The following is a 21174-nucleotide window of genomic DNA, read 5'->3' as shown; positions in this document are numbered from 1 at the left end:
CCACAGCTCCCGGATATCCCGATCGCAACCCACCTGAGGAGAGAGACATGAGCAACGAGAGCAAGACCGAAGACAAGAAGCTGTCCCGCCGTTCCTTCCTGAGCAAGGCCGCCGCCGGCACCGCCGGCGCCGCCGCAATGGGCTTCCCGATGATCTCGGTGGCGCAGTCGCCGATCACCATGCGCTGGCAATCCACCTGGCCGGCCAAGGACATCTTCCACGAATACGCGCAGGACTTCGCCAACAAGGTGAACGGCATGTCCGGCGGCCGCCTCAAGATCGAGGTGCTGCCGGCCGGCGCCGTGGTGAAGGCCTTCGACCTGCTCGACGCCGTCTCCAAGGGCACGCTCGACGGCGGCCATGGCGTGGTTGCCTACTGGTACGGCAAGAACTCCGCCGTGGCGCTGTGGGGCTCGGGCCCGGCCTACGGCATGGACCCGAACATGGTGCTGGCCTGGCACAACTACGGCGGCGGCAGGCAGCTGCTCGACGACATCTACAAGAGCCTCAACCTCGACGTGCAGTCCTTCCTCTACGGCCCGATGCCGACGCAGCCCTTCGGCTGGTTCAAGAAGCCGATCACCAAGGAGGCCGACGTCAAGGGCATGAAGTTCCGCACCGTCGGCCTCGCCGTCGACATCTACAAGGACATGGGCGTGGCGGTGAACCCGCTGCCCGGCGGCGAGATCGTGCCGGCCATCGACCGCGGCCTCATCGACGGCGCCGAGTTCAACAACGCCTCGTCCGACCGCCTGCTCGGCTTCCCCGACGTCAGCAAGGTCTGCATGCTGCAGAGCTTCCACCAGTGCTCCGAGCAGTTCGAGATCCTCTTCAACAAGAAGAAATACGACTCGCTGCCGGCCGAGCTGAAGACCATCATCAACCACTCGGTGGAGGCGGCTTCCGCCGACATGTCGTGGAAGGCCATCGACCGCTACTCGAAGGACTACATCGAGATGCAGGAGAAGCAGGGCGTCAAGTTCTACAAGACGCCGGACGCCATCCTGCGCCGCCAGCTGCAGGCCTGGGACAAGATCGTCGCCGCGAAGAGCGCGGAGAACCCGACCTTCAAGAAAGTGAACGATTCGATGAAGGCCTTCGCCCAGCGCGCCTGCCGCTGGCAGAACGACACCAACGTCGACTACAAGATGGCCTACAACCACTTCTTCGCCAGGAAAGGCGCGCCGGCCAAGAAGAAGGGCTGAGTCTCGCCCCGATATCCGCCCGGCGTCCGCCGGGCGGATTTTCCTTCCCCGGATTCCAACATGCAGAAGCTGCTGCTCTTCGTCGACAAGGCGAGCACGCTGGCCGGCCAGATCTCCGGCTGGTCCATCCTCGCCCTTACCCTGCTGATTTCCTGGGAGGTCTTCTCCCGCTACGTGCTCAACGTGCCGCATGCCTGGGTGCTCGACGCCCAGATCATGCTCTACGGCCTGCTCTTCATGATGGCCGGCGCCTATACCCTGGCCAAGGGCGGCCACGTGCGCGGCGACGTGCTCTACGGCTTCTTCGCGCCGCGCACCCAGGCCACCATCGACCTGGTGCTCTACATATTGTTCTTCCTGCCCGGCATCTTCGCCCTCAGCTATGCCGGCTGGATCTACGCCAACGAATCGATGGCGATCAACGAGCAGACCTTCAGCCCCGAGCCGCTGCCGTTGTATCCCTTCAAGTTCGTCATCCCGGCCGCCGGCTTCGGCCTCATGCTGCAGGGCCTGGTCGAGATCGCCCGCTGCGTGATCTGCCTGCGCGACGGCGCCTGGCCTTCGCGCGAGGAGGACGTCGAGGAGGTCGACGTCGACAAGCTGAAGGAGATGGTGCACGTCAAGGACGAGGACATCGCCAAACTGGATGAGCTCGTCGTGAAGCAGGCGGAACACAAATGAAGAAGGAACTCCGCTTCGGCTTCGGCCTGATGGCCATCATCCTCGCCACCACGGCGGTGCTGATGCCGTGGGCCAGCATGACCAACGGCCACCTCGGCCTGCTCATGCTCTCGCTGGTGGTGGTCGCCATCATGCTCGGCTTCCCCACCGCCTTCACCCTGATGGGCATGGGCGTCTTCTTCGCCTGGCTCGCCTACAACAGCACCGGCCCGGACCTGGCCGTGCGGCAGACCCTGGACCTGATGGTGCAGCGCGCCTACTCGGTGATGAGCAGCGACGTGTTGATCGCCGTCCCGCTCTTCGTCTTCATGGGCTACCTCGTCGAGCGCGCCAACCTGATCGAGAAGCTGTTCAAGAGCATCCACCTCGCCATGGCGCGGCTGCCCGGCTCGCTCGCCGTCGCCACGCTCATCACCTGCGCCATCTTCGCCACCGCCACCGGCATCGTCGGCGCGGTGGTGACGCTGATGGGCCTGCTCGCCTTCCCCGCCATGCTGCGCCACGGCTACGACATCCGGCTGTCGGCCGGCGCCATCACCGCCGGCGGCTGCCTCGGCATCCTCATCCCGCCCTCGGTGCTGCTGATCGTCTACGGCGCCACCGCCGGCGTCTCGGTGGTGCAGCTCTATGCCGGCGCCTTCTTCCCCGGCCTCATGCTGGCGGGCCTCTACATCGGCTACGTCATCGTCGTGGCCAAGCTGAAACCGCAGTGGGCGCCGCCGCTCTCCGCCGAGGAGCGCATCGTGCCGCTGCCGCCGCACAACCGGGCGCTGTCCGACGCTCTCGGCCGCAAGGCCCTGCCGGCGCTGCTCTCGGCGCTGAAGGGGCGCGCCAACCTGGATGTCCCCGCCGCCACGATCCTCAAGCAGCTCGTCATCGTCCTGCTGCCGGCCGCGGTCTGGTTCGGCAGCATGGGGCTGGTGTACAAATCCGTCACCGAGCCGCCGGAGCAGGTGGACGTGTCCGGCCTGCAGGAGATGGGCAGCGGCGCGGCCGTCGCCGAGGAGGAGGGCGGCGAGGAGGAGAGGGCCGAAGGCATTTCCGAACCGCCCGCCGAGGAAGAGGAAGAAGGCGCCGAAGGCGTCAAGGAACCGCCGGCGGATGGCGTCAGGGAACCGCCCGCCGATGGCGCGAAGGAGGCGGCGGCGGAAAAACCGGCGGCAGCCGAATCCGTCGCCGCGCCGCCCGAGCCTGCCGCCGAGGCGGAACGCCTGCCGGCGCCGATGAGCTACTGGATCGTGCTCGCCGTCGGCACCGCCGCCGTGCTGTTCTTCTACTGGATCTTCGACTTCGCCCGGCTGGAAATCTTCAAGATGCTGCTGGGCTCGTTTTTCCCACTGGCGATCCTGATCCTCGCCGTGCTCGGCTCCATCGTTTTCGGCCTGGCCACGCCGTCCGAGGCGGCCGCGGTCGGATCGTTGGGCGGCATCCTGCTGGCGGCGGCCTACGGCCGGCTGAACCTGGGCGTGCTGAAGGAGTCGGTGTTCCTCACGGCGAAGACCTCGGCCATGGTGTGCTGGCTGTTCGTCGGCTCGTCGATCTTCTCGGCGGCCTTCGCGCTGCTGGGCGGCCAGGCGCTGGTGGAAGAATGGGTACTGTCGCTCGACATGACGCCGCTGCAGTTCATGATCCTCGCCCAGTTCATCATCTTCATCCTCGGCTGGCCGCTGGAATGGACCGAGATCATCGTCATCTTCATGCCGATCTTCATCCCGCTGCTGGCGCACTTCAACGTCGACCCGCTGTTCTTCGGCCTGCTGGTGGCGCTCAACCTGCAGACGGCCTTCCTCTCGCCGCCGGTGGCGATGGCGGCCTTCTATCTGAAGGGCGTGGCGCCGCCGCACGTCACGCTGAACCAGATCTTCGCCGGCATGATGCCGTTCATGGGACTGCAGGTGGTGGCGCTGGTGCTGCTCTACATGTTCCCCGACATCGGGCTGTGGCTGCCGAAGGTGCTCTACCAGTAGTAACCGGTCAGGCGTTCGTGGCCGGCTGCCGCTCGAGACAGGCGCGATGGCTCCTGGCGGCGCCGAGGATGTGTCCGGCCCACCACAGGGCGAGGAAGGTCTGCAGCTCGTTCCGGTCGAAGTTCCCGGTGGTGGCGATCTCGGCCGAGAGGTAGTCGAACTCCTCGCGCTCGCTGCGGTAATCCTCGAGGTCCGGATAGCCGCAGTCCACGAGAAGCGCTTCCTCGGCGGCGAAGTGCTCGCGCGCGAGGGCCATCAGTTCCCGGAAGGTCTCGTCGAAGCGTGCCTCGTTGGCCTCGTCGAGGCAGTCGGCCAGGGCGTTGCAGCGCGCCAGGATGGCCTGGTGCTGCGCGTCGAGGGCTTCGTTCCCGACGCTGTGGCGCGGCTCCCATTGCATCCGGTTGGCCATTGACGGTCTTCCCTTCTCAGAACCCGAGTGATTCAACGACTGCGACGAGGTCGGCGAAGCTGGCCGCCTCGAGCTTCTTTGCCAGCGCCGCCTTGTCCAGCCCCTCGCATTCGAATTTGCTCAGGCTGACCTCGAAGGGCAGTTCGCGGATCTCCAGCGTCGACATGAAGCCGATGTTGCAGATGTGCGCGATGCACTGGCGCTCCGGCTCGGAGAGTTCCAGGCCGTGGTGCCTGAGGATCTCCATGTAGCGCTCGGCGGCGAGGTTGAGCCGGCCGCTGATCTCCATGGTGTTGTTGCGGCCCTCCGTGAGGATGGCCAGCGGCGGCCCGAAGAAGACCGGCGTCTTGCCGACCTTGCGGGTCTGCTCCTCGCGCGTCAGCGCCGGGGCGACCCAGGCGGGGTCGCCCCGGACGGGAGCGGGCTTCTCGGGCGCGTCTGACATCAGCGGGGCATCAGTGCGGGATCGGATGCAGCTTTTCGTGCTTCGCATCCTTCATGCCCTTCGGCAGCTGGGGCGGCGGCTCCGGCTGCAGCTGGGCGAAGCCGCGGTTGCGCGCGCCGTCCTGCACGTTGTGCGGGTTGTGGCACTCGGTGCAGGTGAACCAGCGTTTCTTGCCGGTGCTGGTGAACTCGCCGATGCGCTTGCCGTGGATGCCGTCGCGCCAGTCGCGCAGCTTGTCGCCGTGGCACTTGCCGCACAGCAGCTGCGGCTGGTCGAAGCTGATCGGGTCGCCGAAGTGGTCGACCAGCATGTTGCGCTTGGTCGTGTGGTGGCAGTCCATGCACCAGATGCGGCCGCGGCCGTGCTGCAGATTCGCGAGATCGGGCACCATCGCCTCCATGGTCGGGTTCGGCTTGGCCCTCTTGTCCTTCGGCAAGGTCGGCGGATTGGCATTGGGGCCGACGCCGTTGTGGCAGGCCGTGCCGCACATCGGCATCAGCGCCAGCTTCTCCGAGCGCGGCTTGACCACGGCATGGCCCGCGGGGAGCTTCTCCAGCCCCGGCATCTTGCCCATCGGTACGGTGCCGTCGTAGGGGTCGCCGTACCAGAGCGCCGCGCCCGTCGTCGGCGAGCACTTGACGTTGGGCAGGCCGGGCTTGACCTCCTTCTGGGTGACCTCGGAGGCACCCTTGCGGCTCTCGAAGCAGACCGGCGGCTCCTTCGCAGCTTCCGCCGGCGCCGCCGCCTGGGCGGGTTCGGCGGCCTTTTCCGCGGCGGAGACGGCGTAGAGCGTGCTGCCGAGCAATGCCGCAGCCAATGTGTAGATAGCTAGTTTTTTCATGGTCGTTGCCTCACTTCGCCGCGACGTACTTGATATCGCCCTGCAGGATGCCGATGGCGCCCTTGAGCAGGATGGTCAGGATGAAGAAGCCGAAGGCCCAGATGCCGAGGGTCAGCAGCCACTCGACGAAGGTCGGGTAGTACTCGGTCACCTCGCCGATCGGCGTCGGGATGAAGCCCGGCACGATCAGGCCCATGCCCTTCTCGATCCAGATGCCGGCGAAGGCCATGACGCAGGGGATCGGCAGCAGCTTGAAGTTGTTGCGGATCGACGGGATGAGGAACAGCACGAAGGAGCTGACCATCAGGATCACCGCGCCCCAGAACCACGGCACCAGATTGGTCAGGCCGTGCAGGCCGAACATCAGGTAGTAGAGGCCGTTGGCGTGCTCGGTGCGGGCGTACAGCTCGACCACCACTTCGGACAGGGTGAGGAACAGCGCGATGCCGAGGCACCAGGTGACGATGGTCGTCAGCAGCTTGATGGCGCTGTCGTCGACCCAGAACTTGGTGTTGTTGCGGATGATCAGGAAGGCCAGGATGATCAGGCAGGGGCCGGCCGCGAAGGCCGTCGCGATGAAGCGGATCGGCATCATGCTGTGGAACCACATCGGGCGCGCCGGCATGGTCGAGATCAGGAAGGCCGTCACGGTGTGGATCGACAGCGCCCAGACGATCGCGACCCACACCAGCGGCATGAACCACTTGTAATTGATCGGCTTGCCGGTGTACTTGCACCACAGGTAGTAGAAGCCGCAGATGGCGTTGAGGATCAGGTAGCCGGTGAGCACCAGCACGTCCCAGCCGAGCATCGAGTGCGGGAAGTTGTAGATGCCGATGAGCGGGAGCATGTGCCAGAGGCGGTCCGGCCGGCCCATGTGGGCGAAGACGAACATCGTCACCATGATCACGGCGGAGATCGCCAGCATCTCGCCCAGCACGGCCACCTTGTGCATGCCCTCGTGGTGGTAGGCATACGCCGGGAAGACGATGGTCACCGCCCCGGCGGCGACGCCGACGAGGAACACCAGGTTGGCGAAATAGAGGCCGTCGTGGATCTGGCTGGTCATGCCGGTGACGATCAGGCCCTCGGTGTTCTGCAGGTAGAACACGTACATCATGCCGACGATGAGCACCGCCAGCGAGCCCATCCAGGCGTAGAACTTGGTGCCGCCCTTGAGGACGTAGCCCACATAGTCGGCAGCGAAACGGGTCAGTTGTTGCACGGCTCGCTCCTCAATCGTAGAAGTAGAAGAATTTCGGGAAGGTGTTGAGCTCGGCCTTCAGGCGGAAGACGTTCTTCCGCTCGAGGATCTTGCTCACTTCGCTTTCCGGGTCGAGCAGGTTGCCGAACTTGCGCGCGCCGACCGGGCAGACCTCGACGCAGGCCGGGTAGCGGCCGTGGCGGGTGCGCTGCAGGCACCAGTGGCACTTCTCGACGACGCCGCGCATGCGCGGGCGGTTGCCGAGGTAGTGCGTCACCGGATTCATCTCTTCCTTCGGCAGGACCGGGCTGGTCAGGTTGATGCGGCGCGCCCAGTAGGGGCAGGCGCCCATGCACATGCGGCAGCCGATGCACCAGTTGTAGTCGATCACCACCGGGCCGTCGGCCTCGCGGTAGGTCGTGCGCACCGGGCAGACTTTGACGCAGGGCGGCTTCTCGCACTGCATGCAGGCGATCGGCATGTAGGTGGCGTCCTGCTCCGGCACCGCCTCGGGCGTGTAGTGGTACTGGCCCTCGAGCACCTGGCCGGCCGGGGTGTAGGCGTTGCCGCCGACCTGGATGCCGAGCCCCTCGGGGTAGCCGTGGTCCATCTTGCCCTGCTCGAACTTGCCGCGCTCCATGCGCAGCACCTGGATCCACTCGATCTTCTCGCCGGGCTTGGTGCCGCGCGACTGGTTGTTCTCGGCGACGCAGGCATGCACGCAGCGGCGGCAGCCGATGCACTTGCGGATGTTCAGCGCGTAGCCCATCAACACGCCGGGCTGCGGGCCGGTGGTGTCGACGGTGACCTGCTTGCCGTATTCCTGGGAGTAGCGCCGCTCGAGCCGGGCGCGCGCCTCGGCCTTCTCCGCGTCGGTCATCAGGCGGTAGTTCTTCTGGAAGTGCTCGGCCCACTCGGCCGCCGCATGGGCGTCGTCGGACTGGGTCATCAGCGCCGCGGTGCCCATCAGCGTCGACATGCTCAGCATGCCGCCGGCTTTCAGGAAGTCTCGGCGCGAGGTTTTCGGGGCGCTGGCGGCGGGGTCCGCGGACGCCGGCGGCGCCGTACAGACGGATGGTTGCTCCTCGGCCGGACAGGCCTTGGGAGTCTCCTTGGTGGTCACAGTGGTCCTCCTTTAAGCGGAAATAATTTAATGCTCAGAAGATGCGGCAAGCCCAAAAACTGTCGCGCGATCATACTCGGGGATGCCGGCTTGGCAACTGAGGCAAGTCAAATTTCGGACGGATCGTTGCGGCGCGGATGATGTTCAGATTACTTTCTTTAACATGAAGATAAGGCAGACCTCTGTCCACTGATTACCTCGGGCCCGGCTCAGGAAAAATGCTTGGGCGAGCATGCCAGCCCAACGCGGACGGGCCTCTTCCCGGCAGCGGTCTGCTGCTGCCGAAGGTGCGCCACCAGTAACCGGTCAGGCGCCTGTCGTGGCCGGGCAGTACTGCGCGGCCACGACGGCGAGAACGGCAAACGCGATCTTGCCGGGACGTTCGGCGATGCCGAAGGCCCGCGCGGGATTGCCACGCGGGTCGACCTCGACCACCTTCGTTCCGGGCTTCACCGGGGCTCCTGCATGCGTGAGGCCGCGCAGGCAACCGTCGAGCGGGGCCCTGACGATTTCGGCGCCGATGCAGGCGACCGGTTCGCCGCGCGCCACGCTTGCGCCGATCCTGCGGTCGGTTTCGAAACGCCCTTCGGCCGGCGCATAGACGTAGCGCTCGCGGCCGTAGCCGTCGATGGCACGCGGCTCGCCCGAGAGCGGCAGCGACGAGCCGGAGGCGATGATCCGTCCCAGGCCGTCCCAGGCCGTTTCCACGACGAAATCGGCGGTTTCACCCGCGATGAAATTGGGACCGAGGCCGATCGTCAGCGGCGCCAGGCCGGACTGCCTTTCGGGAACCGAGCGCTTGTTCATGCGAGCGTCGATGAGGACCTGCGGCCGCAGGTATTCGAGCATCTTCGCAAGGCTTTCCGCCACGAGCGGAATTTCCCGCCGCTGTTCCAGCATCAGGCGGACCGAGAACACGTCCGAGGTCCGCCTGCCGGTGACGCCAGACAGGATTGCGCTGTCGCCGTACATGGCGTCCGTGAAGGCCATGCCCCGGCGCGCGAAGTTCGGTTCCGCGACGTCGTGGATCAGCACCGCATGCCCTGCCGAGAACAGCGCATGCGCCACGGCGGAGCCGATATCGCCGCAGCCGCGCACCAGACACAGAGCCATCTTCTAATCGTTGGCCACGGCTTGCCTGTGATGCTCCGCCACCGAGTCGAGCGCCTGTTCCAGTGGCATGCCGGCCTCGACGCGATCCATGATCAGCCGCTGCAGGATGGCGCCGAGCATCTCGCCGTTCGGCCGCATCGGCTCCACCATCTCCCGCAGGAATTCGCAGGTCGGCGGGTCGAATGCGAGGGTGGCCAGCATGGCGTCCATGTCGCCCCGCGTGGCCATCGCATAACAGAGGTCATAAAGAAGGTCGGTGGTCTGCGCCACCTCCTCGGATGAAGCCGGGCCGAGGTTGCCGCGCACCTCCGCTGCAAGGTCGCGGCGAAAATCCTCGAGCGCGTAGCTGACTTCTCTCTTGACGACTTGTTCAGGCGTGAATTCCCATTCCATGATCAGTTCCCAAAGATTGCGGTGAAGGCTTCCGCGTCGTCGGCGCACACCGGGCAGGTGTCGCACGGCTCTGACGAGACGAAGAAACGGTCGCAGCGGTTGCAGCGCTGCTTGGCGAGCTGACGCAGGACCGCCGGCTCGCGTTCGGGCGACGCGTCGAACGACTCGGCGGCGTCGAGCACGCGCGGCTGGCAGACTTCGAGGCAGGCGCCGCAGCCGACGCAGCGGTCGATGGCGAAGGCCAGGTTCCAGTTCTCGTCGTCCTCGCGGATCTGCATGGCGCCGGTGGGGCAGACGCGGAAGCAGGCCTCGCAGGCGGTGCAGCCGCGCTTCAGGCGGATGTCCATCAGCGGCAGGGCGGTCTGCCGCTCGATGCGGAACGGCTCGCCGTTCTTGCGCTTGCAGACGATCTGCAGCAGCTCGCGCATCTCCGGTACGAACCAGGGGCCGGCGCGAATGGCCTTTTCCTCCACCGGTAACTCGGTCGCCGGCGTTGCCTCACGCGCCACCTCGTCGACGCCGCGCCCAATCAGGCGGCGGAACAGCTGCCGGCGGCCGGCGCGGAAATCGCCCGCGGCCCCGGCCTGGCCGGGCGCATCGTCCAGCGTGGCGGCCAGCCATTCCTCGGGCGCGGCCTCGGCTTCCAGTGTATCGGCAGCTTCCAGGTGGGCGGCGAGCTGCGTTTCTCCCTTGGCGCCATGTGCGCACTGCCCGCAGTGCCGGCTGCCGCGCAGCGCCACCGCGATGCGCCGCTTGGCGAGATAGGCCAGCATCGCCGCATCCAGCGCGCCGAGGCAGGGCACCACCGCATCGCCGGCCAGGCCCGAGGGCGCGCAGGCGAAGCTGAAACGGTCGGTTTTGATGGCGCGCCGCAGCAGGTCGAGGCGCGGCAGGTTGTCCGCGCCCAGCGCCGCCGTCGGGCAGGCCGTGGTGCACAGCGCGCAATTCTGACAGCGCGCCGTATCGAGGCGGATGCCTTCGTCGAGGAGCGCGACCGCATCGTGCGGACAGGCCTCGGCGCAGCGCTGGCAGTTGCTGTAGCGGTAGCGGTAGCGGGTGCAGCGTGTGGTGTGGAATTCCGGCAGCGAGACGGTCATGTGGCTTTCAATACTGCTGGATCGCGGTGCCGGATTCGCACGTATTCTTGGGGATGATGAAGCCGCTCGGCATGCCGGAAGCGGCAGCGCCCGTCGCCGCGCGCCAGGCCCGCTCGCCGCCCTTGACGGCATAAATGTCCTTGGCCTTGCTGGCGCGCTCCAACGCCTTGCCGACTTCGATGGCCCGCGCATCGGTGTCGGCGATGACGACGACGATGCCGGTCGGGTTGATCTTGAGATCCTTGCGATAGGGCAGCGTGTCGGCCAGTGGCGCGGACAGACGCTTGGCCGCGTTGCGGGCATCGATGACGCAGCAGGGCGTGCCGCTGGCCAGGAAGGCCTTCAGGGCCGCCGTGTCGCGGAGACTGACTTCCGCTGCGGCGGGCATTGCTAACGTCAGCGCGGCGACGGCGGCCGCGACAAGCCTTTTCACCCGGTTCCCTCGTTCGGCAGCCCGAAGTCCGGCCCGCTGGCCAAGGCTGCAAGATAGGGATCGCTCTGGAGCAGGCCCTCGGACGCCGCAATCCGGCGCACGCCGCCCAGTTCGACCCAGGCGGCGAAGTCCGGCGCCGGATCGGCGAGCGGCGCCAGCCACAGGCGCTCGCCCCAGCGCTCGCTGAGACCGGCGAGGATGTTGAGATCGGCGTCGTCCGTCATGTCGACGCGCAGCAGGGCGCTGGATGCGCCCCGCTTGAACATCTCGCCGATCCACCAGGCGGCATGGGTGCCGCTGCGCGTGCCGTCCGCCCTGAGGATTTCCCAGCAGGGCTCGCACACCGAAGGCGTCATGACGCGGAAGTCGGCGTTGGAGACGGCATCCATGCTCCAGCTGACCTGCATGCGCCGCAGCGGCAGGTAGAGTCCGATTCGCTCGGCTCCGAACTCGGCGGCCAATGCCTCGACCAGGCTGCCGTCGAGCAGCGCGGCTTCGCCGATGTAGACCCGCTGCGCGCCCGCCAGGAGCAACTGGCGGAGGGCGTCCTGTCCGCGCTCCGGCGCGACGATGCCCTCGATGCGCTGCGGGTTGGCCGGAATCACGTTGCAGTCGAACAGGAACGCCGGCGCGCTGTCGTCCGTTGGCAGGGTCTCGCACAACGGGCGCAGCGCCACTTCCGGGGCGACCGCGGCCGAAATCTCGTGGGGAGCGTTCATCGCGTCTATTTCCGGTACTCGAACTTGTGGTACACGAAGGGCCACAACGGGCACTCGGCCTCCGGCGCCAGTCCGGCCAGCAGCGGCCGCAGTTCCTCCAGCGTGGCGAGGATCGGGTCGACCTGCACGCCGAGGAAGCCGGGCCGGAAGCGGTTGAGAGCGATCAGGGCGTCGTCGATCATCATGACGGCGCCTTCCTGATTGGCGTGCTGGGTGAAGTACAGCGCCAGTACCGCGAAAGCCAGACCCTGCAGGAACTGCGCTTCCGGATCCGCCTGGCCGGCAATGCTGTTGCGGATCAGCCGCGACCAGCGCTCGTTGAGCCAGTCGTGGGCGGCGGCGAGATCGTTGCCGTCCCACAGATGGGCCAGTTCCTCCCACTGGAAATGGGCATGCGTAGGCGCCTCCGGCGGCGCGAAGGCGCGGGGTGAAAGGTCGAGGAGCGTGGTCATTTCGCCCCCGGGCAGGCGCCGCAGACCGGTTCGTCCGGGTTGAACTCGACCTTCACCTCGCTCTTCGGCACCACCAGCCTGCCCTTGTCCTGGTCGTCTATGCGCAGGCGGAGCGCGGCGATCTCGGCCTCGGCAAACTCGCCGAGCAGCCGCGCCATCTCTCGGTAGAAGGATTGCTCGGCGGCGCGTTCAATCAGCCGTGCGTAGCCGCGTACCCATTTGCCGAGGTGCACCGTCCAGAAGCGCTTCAGCTCGCGTTCCTGTCGCCTGAATGCCGCCTGGTCGCCGGCGGCCAGCGCGGCGGCGCAGCGCTCGAGCAGCTCGGCGACGAAGGAGAGCTCGACGCCGAGCTGGTCCTCGAAGACGAAGAAACGGCCCTTCTTCAGTTCGAAGCCGGCGTGCTTGTAGGTTTCCCTCACCGCGAAGAGCGGTTCCTGCTGGTAGCGCCCGGTCAGGCGCACCGACTCCACCGGCGGAAAGCCGCCGGAGGCGGCAAACAGCGTCGAGTATTCGATGGCCAGCGCTTCGCACAGCGCAGCGGTGTCGGGCGCGGTGAAGTCCTTGCCGAAGCGCAGGCCGGCCTCGGCCAGGCTGTCCAGCGACTCCGGTTGGCGCAAGGCATCGACGAATGCCGGCCCCGCCTCCTCGACGAATACGCCGGCGAGCAGGCGGCAGATGCCGGCGCGCGCCAGGTAGTCCTCCTGCGTTGCCTCTTCGTGCGTCGCCACAGGAATCGGCAAGGGAATGCGCGCGGCAGGTTCCAGCGCCAGATCGTTCAGCATGCTTGTCCTTTCCTAAAAAAACCGGCCCGCCAAGAGGAGGGGAATCGCGGCGGGCCGGAACTCCTCGCTTACATGCTCTATATCAGTGGCCGCCGCCACCCGCCTTGTGCTTGACGCTCTCCGGTCCGCCCCAGGCCGCCATCTCCGGATGCATCTTGCGGTGCAGGTCGCCGGTGTAGGCGTAGCGCATCGTCTCCTTGAAGGCTTCGACGTGCTTCTCCCAGGAGGCCTCGATGTCGCCGTACTTGTCGTTCGGCCCGGCCTTGGTCACCTTCGCCACCGTGTCGTACCAGCCCTGCGAGCCGCCGATCGGATCGGCCACCACTGGGATGATGTCGTTCGGATGCACGCCGCGGTCGTCCCACCAGACGTTCTGCAGGTCCGGATCCTCCGTGCCGCCGAAAGCCGGCTTCTCCTTCAGCTTCAGCGTCGCCAGGCGGCCGTACTCCCAGTGGCCGAAGGCGGTCGGGATGGAGATCACCTTCGGATGGATGCCCTCGGTGACGTAGGCCTTGGTGACCAGGTGGCCGACGCGCGTCTCGATGCGCACCAGGTCGCCGGTCTTCACGCCCAGCTTCTTCGCCGTCTCCGGATTCATCCAGGCCGGGTTGCTGTGGGCGATCTCGGCCAGCCACTTCACCGCCGCCGTGCGCGACTGCTTGTGCACGTTGAGCTTGAAGGTGGACAGGATCATCTCGTCCTCCTTCATGGTTTCGTGCCAGGGGATGCGCTTGAAGGTCGGCATCGGGTTGAAGCCGTATTCCGCCCACTGGTCGACGCGCACGTTGATGATGCGGTTGCCGGTGGGGAAGCCGACGTAGTTCTTGCCGTTGCGCTTGACGCCGATGGCCTTGCCGTTCTTGCTGATCGTGCCGTCCTTGCCGACGACGGCACCGGCCATGTCGGCGTCCGACAGCTCCTTCTTGTGCAGCCCGTAGTCGGCCTTGATCTCGCGGCCGGTCTTGTCGGTGACCTTGCCGGTCTTCGGATCGAGCTTGCCGTAGATCGGCCAGCAGCCATGCTTCTTGAGGAAGTCGAGGCCGCCGGCTTCCTTCAGGCCGGGGATGTTGTCGAAGTGCTGCTTCATGTAGTCTTCGGCGTCCTTGAAGTTCCAGAACTGCTTCATGCCGCGCTTGCCGTCCGGATCCAGCTTGTGAATGATGTCGCGCAGCAGGATGCGGTTCTCGCGCGACTCGCCGAGCGAGGCATGCACCGGCTGGCGGATGCCGAGCCAGGGCCACAGCGAGTTGGGCATCGACTCCGGCTCCCAGCGCTCCAGGTAGGGGCAGTCCGGCAGGATGATGTCGGCCAGCGCCGTCTCTTCGCCCATGTGCGAGCTCATGGAGACGATGTAGGGCAGCAGCTTCTCGTCCTTGAACAGCTTGCCCCACACGGCCCGGGCCCCCGGGTTGGTGTAGACCGGGTTGTCCTGGTAGGTGAAGTAGACGTTGATCTTCTGCTTGCCCTCGGCGATCCAGAACGGCACCAGGTGGCTCACCTTGTGCCCGGCCAGCGGATACTCGGTCGGGTGCGACAGGTAGGAATCGTGCTTCGGCCCCGGCGGCTGCGGGTTCGGCTGCGGCCAGCCCATGCCGCGCGGCAGGCAGTAGCCGCCGCGCGTCTCGATGTTGCCGGTCATGATCGGCAGCATCATGCAGGCCTTCTCGTTGTAGGAGCCGTAGAGGTGCTTGGCCGGGCCGCGGTAGGTGAACAGCGTCGCCGGCTTGGTCAAGGCGAACTCGCGGGCGATGCGCTCGATGGTCTCGGCCGGCACGCCGGAGATTTTCGAAGCCCATTCCGGCGTGAACGGTTTGTAGTGCTCCTTCAGTTCCTTGACGGAGACGTTGGTCCAGGTCTCGATGAAGTCCGAATCCTGCAGGTTGTCGCGCAGGATGACGTGCCCCATCGCCAGCGCCACCGCGCCGTCGGTGCCGGGGAAGACCGGGATCCACTCGTCCGAGAAGCCCGCCGTGTTCGACAGCCGTACGTCGAAGGTGACGATCTTCATGTGGTTGTCGACGCGGCCTTCCGTCACCCGCTGCGACAGCGGGTTGTGGAAGTAGGCGGCCTCCAGCACGTTCGAGCCGAAGTTCAGCACGTACTTGGCGTTGGCGAAGTCCGGCGTCTCGATGTCCGGCCCCCAGGTGGGTTCCATGCCGATCTTCTTCGAGGATTCGCACACCGAGGTGTGGTTCACCACCGTGGCGGAGCCCAGCGTCTTCATGAAGCGGTCGATGGTGCCGCCGGTGCGATTGCGGCCGTACTTCAGCATGATGGTGTTCGGGTCCTCCTTCAGCGCCGCGTCCAGCTTCTGCACCACTTCGGCGAGCGCCTCGTCCCAGGTGATGCGCTTCCACTTGCCTTCGCCGCGGGCGCCGACGCGCTTGAGCGGGTAGAGGATGCGGTCCGGGTCGTAGCTGTACCACATGCCGGCGTTGCCCTTGGCGCACAGCCGCCCGCGCGTGGACACGTGCTCCGGGTTGCCTTCCAGCTTCACCACCCGGCCGTTCTCGACGAAAGCGATGGCGCCGTCCTGGATATTGCAGACGTGGCAGTTGACCGGGATGGCCTTGCGCTCGGCCAGCGATTCGGGATTGAAGTCCTTGCCGCCGAGTTCATGCTCCATCGCGTTGAGCAGGCGGGGCGCGGCGGCCGCCGCCGCCGTGGTGCCGGCACTGACTTTCAGGAAGGTGCGGCGCGTAACTTTTGGCATTTCCATGTTTCTGTCTCCTCGTGGCCGGTCAGTACAAGGTCTGCAGTTGCTGCGGGCCCATCAGCAGGGCGTAGCGCAGGGTGGCGCTGCCGAGCAGGATGAGCAGGGCGGAGAGCATCAGCATCGCCGCGGTGGTCTGCTGGCGCATGTGCGCGAGGAACAGGATGGCGACCGGCGCCGCGGTGCCGAGCAGGATGCCGCCGCCGACGAAGATCGTGCCCATCGTGCCGCTGGTCAGGACCATGAAGGTCAGCTCCGAAGCCGAGCCGCCGTAGTTGGTGGTGCCGAGGATGGAAATCAGCGCCACGCCGACGCCGGCCGTCGACCACAGCATGTACTCGCGCAGCACCTTCTGCGCCTCGGCGTTGCCGCCCGCCAGGAGCGAGCCGACGGCCGAGCCGGAAGCGATCGCCAGGGCGACGAACAGCACCGGCATGATCGGCGTGTTCCAGATCGGCCGCGACTGATGCACCGTCAGGTCGTAGCCGGTGTAGATCGGCAGGCCCAGCGCCAGCAGGGCGGCGATCATGGCCAGCAGCTTGCCGCGCGCGCTGTCCTGTCCCTTCTTCAGTTCGAGGACGTAGAGCACCGAGACGACGCCGAAGGCGACGATGTTCAACGCCCCCCAGGCCAGCGGCGAACTGAAGTTGAGATAGGCCGGGTTGAGGGTATTGAGGAAGCGCAGCGGCTGCGACAGATCGGCGATCAGCAGCAGGCCGCCCACCGCCAGCAGGACGAGCGAGATGTAGGCTGCCTTCTCGCGCAAGGGCCGCAGCGCCGGCGTGATCCAGGAGCCGTAGGACAGGAAGGACAGGCCGGCCAGGATGCCGATGACGAAGAAGTAGATGGCGTAGCTCGCATGCCACGACACATCGTGAAACCAGACGTAATCACCCATGATTCACCCCCTTAGATTTTGAAGTGGCGCTTGAAGGCGGAACGTTCCTGCTCCATCACTTCCGGCTTGCTGTAGGCGTCGCGACCGAACTCGGTGGCGTTGCGGTCGGCGCCGATGTAGTAGACCTGCGGCTTGGTGCCTTCCTCGGGACGCAGCACCTGGGTGGCGTTGCGGGCGATCAAATAGGAAACCTCGCTATTCGGGTCGTTGATGTCGCCGAATACCCTGGAGCGACCGATGCAGGTCTGCACGCAGGCCGGCACCATGTTCTGCGTCACGCGGTGGAAGCAGAAGGTGCACTTGTCCACCACGCGGGTGATCGACGAGTAGGTGCGGTGCGCCGGCAGCATGAAGCGGGCGTTGTAGGGGCAGGCCGCCATGCAGCTGCGGCAGCCGATGCAGCGCTCGTAGCGCTGCAGGACGAAGCCGCCGTCCTCGACCTTGTAGGTGGCGTCCACCGGGCAGTTGCGCACGCACGGCGGATCGTCGCAGTGGTTGCACAGGCGCGGCAGGAACTGCTTCTTCACGACGGGATACTTGCCGACGACCTTGTACGGCACCCAGGTGCGATTGACGCCGAGCGGCGTGTCGTACTCGGCCTTGCAGGCGACCTGGCAGGCCATGCAGCCGATGCAGCGCCGCGTGTCGACCACCATGGCATAGCGCTTCTTGCCGGCAGCCCCCCGCGTTTCTATGGACGAAACCCTCAGTTCTTCGCTCATGTGACCATCTCCTCCTTGTTTTCTCCCGGCGACTGATCGATGACATCGGAAGATGTCCTGTTTCCAGCGGAGTCTCATCAGCAACAACCGTGCCTCGCGGTAAAGTTACTGATTTGATTGGAGTGGTCCCGGGCAAACGAGGAACATTGGTTACGTTTCGGTAACATCGTGCGCCGCAGCAAGTCACCGACGGGTAACCATTCTTTTTGCATGCCGAATGCAATCCTGGCGCCGGCCCTCACGACCGCAGGCGTGTCTGCTAGCATCGCCGCTATCGCTCAACGATTCGTGCCGCTTAGAAAGGCGGCCATCCTCAAGGAGGAACACTTGGATCGCAGGACTTTTCTGGCACTGGCCGCAGCGGTATCGGCTTCGCCGCTGTGCGCCGAAGCGCAGACCAACGCCGCGATGCGCATCGGCCTCTCTCCGGTGTTCCTCGACGACCAGCTCTCCTTTCTCAACGACTGGCGCGATTACCTGCAGGGCCGCATCGGGCGCGCCGTCCGCTTCGTGCAACGCGGCAGCTACCGGGAGATCATGGACCTGCTGCTGGAGCAGAAGCTCGATTTCGCCTGGATCTGCGGCTATCCCTACGTTCGGAACAGGGCCCGGTTGCGTCTGCTGGCGGTTCCCGTCATGGAAGGCCGGCCGCAGTACCAGTCCTACCTGATCGTGCCGGCGACGGACAAGACGACGAATTCCATCCTCGACCTGCGCGGCAAGGTGTTCGCCTACTCCGACCCGGATTCGAATTCCGGTTTCCTCTACCCGCGCTACGCCCTCATGCAGTTGAAGGAGAACCCTGAGCGCTTCTTCGCGCGCACCTTCTTCACATGGGCGCACCGCAAGATCGTCGAGGCCGTCGGATCGAACCTGGCCCAGGGCGGCGCGGTCGACAGCTACGTCTGGGAGACGCTTCGCCTCTATCATCCGGAGCTGACACGACGCACCCGGATCGTCGAGAAATCGCCCTACTTCGGCCACACCCCGGTGGTGGCAAGAACCGGCGTATCGCGGGCGGAGTTCGACACCATGCAGGAGGCCCTGCTGGGCATGTCGCAGAACGTCGCCGGGAAGGCCCTGCTGAAGCGCCTCAACCTGGACGGGTTCGTCGCCGGCGACGATGCCCTGTTCGACGGCATCGCGCGCATGATGCGGGCCCTGGATGCAAGGACCTGAGATGCTGCGGTTGCACGACCTCAGCTTCCGCTACAAGATCCCGCTGCGCAGCAGCGTGCTGATGCTGATCACGGCACTGGTGGTGACGGCCTCGCTGATCGTTCGCGAGTACGACGAACTGCGCCAGGACCTGGCAACCACCTCCGGCCACCTCGGCCGGGTGCTGGCCAATACGCTGGTGGCGCCGCTCACGCACGACGACCCATGGCGCGCCTACGAGATCATCAACTCGCCGTTCCACGGCGGCGCCAGCGAGTCGAATCCGCAGACCGCCTCGCTGGTGATGGTGCTCGACGCCAACCGGCGCGTCTTCGTCGCCACCGACCCGAACCAGTACCCGATGCTGTCGGATCCGTCGCGCGCGAATACCGACTTCTACGAGCTGTGGCAGGCCGTGGCCAGACACAACGAGCCGGATACGCGCCCCGTCGAGGTCAAGGGCTCGAAATCCCTCTACATGGTGACGCCGATCATTTCCGACGGCTACCGCCTCGGCACGCTGATCATGGGCTATTCCAAGGACGCCTTCCTGCCCCGCTTCTTCGGTATCGCCAAGCGCGCCGGCCTGATCACCCTGGCGGTGCTCGTGCTGCTGCTGCCGGCCAGCTGGTACTGGGGCCAACGCTTCGCCAAGCCGCTGGTCGACCTGGCGCAAAGCATGGGGCGGATCGGCAGGGAAATTCCGGATGAAGACGAAGTCGGGTTGTACGAGTCGAAGGACGAGATCGGCCAGCTCGGCGCCGCCTTCAAGACCATGCTGCGGGAGCTGCGCGAAAAGCAGTCGCTGGAACGGGAAGTGATGCTGTCCGAGCGCCTGGCCGCGGTGGGACGGCTGGCGGCCGGCGTCGCGCACGAGATCAACAATCCGCTCGGCGGCATGCTCAACGCCATCAGCACCTACCGCCGCCACGGCAACGACGATCCCCTGGCGGCCCGCACGCTGTCGCTGGTCGAGCGAGGCCTGGTGCAGATCAAGGACACGGTGTCGGCGCTGCTGGTGGAGTCGAAAATGCAGAGCCACTACCTGACGCGGCAGGACATCGAGGACACGCACACCCTGGTGCAGACGGACGCCCACCGCAAGCGTGTGCGCTTCGACTGGCGCAACGAGGTGGACGGCACCCTGCCGCTGCCGTCTACGCTGGTGCGCCAGGTGCTGATCAACCTGATGATGAACGCCATCCAGGCGGCGCCGCAGGAAGGCGAAGTCGCCTGTCGCGTCGAGCGCGAGGGCGAACGCCTGCGCGTGCAGGTCGGCAACAACGGCGACTACATTCCGCAGGAGCGGATGGAACATCTGTTCGAACCGTTTTCCAGCCAGCGAGAGGACGGCCACGGGCTTGGCCTCTGGGTGACCTGGCAGATCGTGCACCAGCTCGGCGGCGAGATCGTCGCCGAGAGCGTGCCAGACGAGACGCGCTTCACCGTCACGCTGCCCCTGGCGGAGGCGGCATGAACGCTGCAACGCAACCGGTGATCTGCCTGATCGAGGACGATCCCATCATGGGCGAGTCGCTGTGCGACCGCTTCCAGCTGGAAGGGCTGGCCTTCGACTGGCACCAGACCGCCGCCGGCGCCATGGAAGCCATCGGCCGGCATGCCTATGCGGCGGTGGTCAGCGACATCCGCCTGCCGGACCTCGACGGCGGCGAGATGTACCTGCGGCTGCGCGCCGCGCACCGCACGCTGCCGCCCTTCATCTTCATCACCGGCTACGGCGCCATCGACCGGGCCGTCGAACTGCTCAAGGCCGGCGCCGCCGACTACATCACCAAGCCCTTCGACCTCGAGCAGCTCATCGAGAAGGTCAAGGCACTGACCAGCGCCTTCGTTCCGCCGGCAGGGCGAAAGAGGCTCGGCGTGTCGCAGGCCATGCGCCGGATCGAGGACATGCTGCCGCGCCTGGCCACGCACGCCAGCACGATCCTCATCAGCGGCGAATCCGGCGTCGGCAAGGAACATGTTGCCCAGGCGCTCGACCGCCTGGCGCGCAAGAGCGAACAGTGCCCCTTCGTCCCGGTGAACTGCGGCGCCGTCACCGAGAGCCTGTTCGAGGCCGAGCTGTTCGGCTACGAGAAGGGCGCCTTTACCGGCGCCGCGCGCACCAAGAAGGGCTTCTTCGAGCAGGCGCACTGCGGCACGCTGTTCCTCGACGAGATCAGCGAGCTGCCGCCTTCCATGCAAGTCAAGCTGCTGCGCGCCATCCAGGAGCGGCGCATCGTCCGCGTCGGGGGCGAGGCGCCGATCCCGCTCGACCTGCGGCTGTACTGCGCCACCAACCGCGACCTGAAGGAAATGGTGGAGCTGGGCCAGTTCCGCGAAGATCTTTATTACCGCATCAACGTCATCCAGCTGAGGATTCCGCCGCTGCGCGAGCGCAAGGAGGACATCCTCTGGTTCGCGCGCATCTTCCTCGACGAGTTCTCCGCGAAGCACGGCGGCGGCCGGCGCGCGCTGTCGCAGCGCGCCGAGCAGGCCTTCCTCGAATACCCGTGGCCAGGCAACATCCGCGAACTGCGTCACGCCGTCGAGCGTGCCTGCATCATTTCCGCGGATGACACGCTCGGCCCCGAGGCCTTCTTCGGCGACGGGCTGACGACCTGGACCCCGCCGGCGGCGGATGGAAACCTCAGCGCCTACCTGCAGGAGTGCGAGCGCAACTACATCCGCCAGGCATTGCTGCTGCACAACGGCCACATTTCCCGAACAGCCGAAAGCCTGGGCATCAGCCGCAAGAGCCTGTGGGAGAAGATGCGCAAGCTCGGCTTGCAGGCGCACGGCTCGGACGAGCAGTAACC

General features: G+C 66.2%; 21 protein-coding genes. 6 read left to right on the top strand and 15 right to left on the bottom strand.

The features are described from left to right. Positions 1 to 47 precede the first annotated feature (47 nt). From ROZ00_09980 to ROZ00_09970, 3 genes are read left to right on the top strand one after another with little or no spacing between them, the layout of a single operon-like run. Entirely contained in the window at positions 48 to 1205 is a 1158-nt protein-coding gene (locus tag ROZ00_09980) for a TRAP transporter substrate-binding protein (protein ID MDT3736544.1), read from the top strand. 60 nt (positions 1206 to 1265) lie between these two features. Beyond that, complete coding sequence (locus ROZ00_09975; protein MDT3736543.1) at positions 1266 to 1886, top strand: TRAP transporter small permease subunit; 621 nt, start codon at positions 1266 to 1268, stop codon at positions 1884 to 1886. Continuing rightward, positions 1883 to 3853: a TRAP transporter large permease subunit gene (locus ROZ00_09970; protein ID MDT3736542.1), complete on the top strand. Its 1971-nt coding sequence runs from the start codon at positions 1883 to 1885 to the stop codon at positions 3851 to 3853. The genes ROZ00_09975 and ROZ00_09970 overlap by 4 nt, the downstream gene beginning before the upstream one ends. A 7-nt stretch (positions 3854 to 3860) precedes the next feature. Here the strand turns inward: ROZ00_09970 and ROZ00_09965 are convergent, their stop codons facing one another. The 15 genes from ROZ00_09965 to ROZ00_09895 all read right to left on the bottom strand — a co-directional run bounded on the left by ROZ00_09965 (position 3861) and on the right by ROZ00_09895 (position 17197). Next, positions 3861 to 4262: a hemerythrin family protein gene (locus tag ROZ00_09965; GenBank protein ID MDT3736541.1), complete on the bottom strand. Its 402-nt coding sequence runs from the start codon at positions 4260 to 4262 to the stop codon at positions 3861 to 3863. A 16-nt stretch (positions 4263 to 4278) separates the two neighbouring features. Further along, on the bottom strand, positions 4279 to 4707 hold the full coding sequence (locus ROZ00_09960) for a hypothetical protein (GenBank protein MDT3736540.1): 429 nt from the start codon (positions 4705 to 4707) through the stop codon (positions 4279 to 4281). 10 nt (positions 4708 to 4717) lie between these two features. Further along, positions 4718 to 5548: a hypothetical protein gene (locus tag ROZ00_09955; protein ID MDT3736539.1), complete on the bottom strand. Its 831-nt coding sequence runs from the start codon at positions 5546 to 5548 to the stop codon at positions 4718 to 4720. A 10-nt stretch (positions 5549 to 5558) separates the two neighbouring features. After that, positions 5559 to 6773, bottom strand: coding sequence for an NrfD/PsrC family molybdoenzyme membrane anchor subunit (gene nrfD, locus ROZ00_09950; protein MDT3736538.1), 1215 nt, complete (start codon positions 6771 to 6773; stop codon positions 5559 to 5561). 10 nt (positions 6774 to 6783) lie between these two features. Further along, positions 6784 to 7875 carry a 4Fe-4S dicluster domain-containing protein gene (locus ROZ00_09945; GenBank protein MDT3736537.1) on the bottom strand — a complete coding sequence of 364 codons (1092 nt, stop codon included), beginning with the start codon at positions 7873 to 7875 and terminating at the stop codon, positions 6784 to 6786. A gap of 306 nt (positions 7876 to 8181) precedes the next feature. Next, on the bottom strand, positions 8182 to 8988 hold the full coding sequence (locus ROZ00_09940; protein ID MDT3736536.1) for a hypothetical protein: 807 nt from the start codon (positions 8986 to 8988) through the stop codon (positions 8182 to 8184). A gap of 3 nt (positions 8989 to 8991) precedes the next feature. Continuing rightward, entirely contained in the window at positions 8992 to 9381 is a 390-nt protein-coding gene (locus tag ROZ00_09935) for a hypothetical protein (protein MDT3736535.1), read from the bottom strand. A gap of 2 nt (positions 9382 to 9383) precedes the next feature. Then, positions 9384 to 10478 carry a 4Fe-4S dicluster domain-containing protein gene (locus ROZ00_09930; GenBank protein MDT3736534.1) on the bottom strand — a complete coding sequence of 365 codons (1095 nt, stop codon included), beginning with the start codon at positions 10476 to 10478 and terminating at the stop codon, positions 9384 to 9386. Positions 10479 to 10485: 7 nt separating this feature from the next. Then, complete coding sequence (locus tag ROZ00_09925) at positions 10486 to 10911, bottom strand: hypothetical protein (GenBank protein MDT3736533.1); 426 nt, start codon at positions 10909 to 10911, stop codon at positions 10486 to 10488. Then, positions 10908 to 11630 (bottom strand): hypothetical protein, encoded by a 723-nt coding sequence (locus ROZ00_09920; protein MDT3736532.1) that lies wholly within the window; start codon positions 11628 to 11630, stop codon positions 10908 to 10910. Before ROZ00_09920 ends, ROZ00_09925 begins: the two co-directional genes overlap by 4 nt. A 5-nt stretch (positions 11631 to 11635) precedes the next feature. Beyond that, the gene (locus tag ROZ00_09915; protein MDT3736531.1) at positions 11636 to 12082 is read right to left on the bottom strand and encodes a hypothetical protein; all 447 of its coding nucleotides are present in this window, start codon (positions 12080 to 12082) and stop codon (positions 11636 to 11638) included. Beyond that, a complete protein-coding gene (locus ROZ00_09910; protein ID MDT3736530.1) occupies positions 12079 to 12864 on the bottom strand; it encodes a molecular chaperone TorD family protein in 786 nt (261 codons plus the stop codon). Before ROZ00_09910 ends, ROZ00_09915 begins: the two co-directional genes overlap by 4 nt. Positions 12865 to 12946: 82 nt before the next feature. Continuing rightward, entirely contained in the window at positions 12947 to 15583 is a 2637-nt protein-coding gene (locus ROZ00_09905) for a molybdopterin-dependent oxidoreductase (GenBank protein ID MDT3736529.1), read from the bottom strand. 22 nt (positions 15584 to 15605) lie between these two features. Beyond that, complete coding sequence (gene nrfD / locus ROZ00_09900; protein MDT3736528.1) at positions 15606 to 16475, bottom strand: NrfD/PsrC family molybdoenzyme membrane anchor subunit; 870 nt, start codon at positions 16473 to 16475, stop codon at positions 15606 to 15608. A gap of 11 nt (positions 16476 to 16486) precedes the next feature. After that, positions 16487 to 17197, bottom strand: a complete 711-nt coding sequence (locus tag ROZ00_09895; GenBank protein MDT3736527.1) for a 4Fe-4S dicluster domain-containing protein — start codon at positions 17195 to 17197, stop codon at positions 16487 to 16489. 327 nt (positions 17198 to 17524) lie between these two features. On the opposite strand from ROZ00_09895, the gene ROZ00_09890 reads away from it, so the two are divergent. The 3 genes from ROZ00_09890 to ROZ00_09880 are packed head-to-tail and all read left to right on the top strand — an operon-like array spanning position 17525 to position 21172. After that, a complete protein-coding gene (locus ROZ00_09890; protein MDT3736526.1) occupies positions 17525 to 18376 on the top strand; it encodes a PhnD/SsuA/transferrin family substrate-binding protein in 852 nt (283 codons plus the stop codon). Between the two features lies 1 nt (position 18377). Further along, a complete protein-coding gene (locus ROZ00_09885; GenBank protein ID MDT3736525.1) occupies positions 18378 to 19832 on the top strand; it encodes an ATP-binding protein in 1455 nt (484 codons plus the stop codon). Continuing rightward, entirely contained in the window at positions 19829 to 21172 is a 1344-nt protein-coding gene (locus tag ROZ00_09880; GenBank protein ID MDT3736524.1) for a sigma-54 dependent transcriptional regulator, read from the top strand. Before ROZ00_09885 ends, ROZ00_09880 begins: the two co-directional genes overlap by 4 nt. Positions 21173 to 21174 lie beyond the last annotated feature (2 nt).

This window comes from Denitratisoma sp. (genome assembly GCA_032027165.1).
Lineage (GTDB): Bacteria > Pseudomonadota > Gammaproteobacteria > Burkholderiales > Rhodocyclaceae > Desulfobacillus.
Note: the sequence above shows the minus strand (reverse complement) of the source record. Positions and strands in the feature narration are given on the sequence as shown.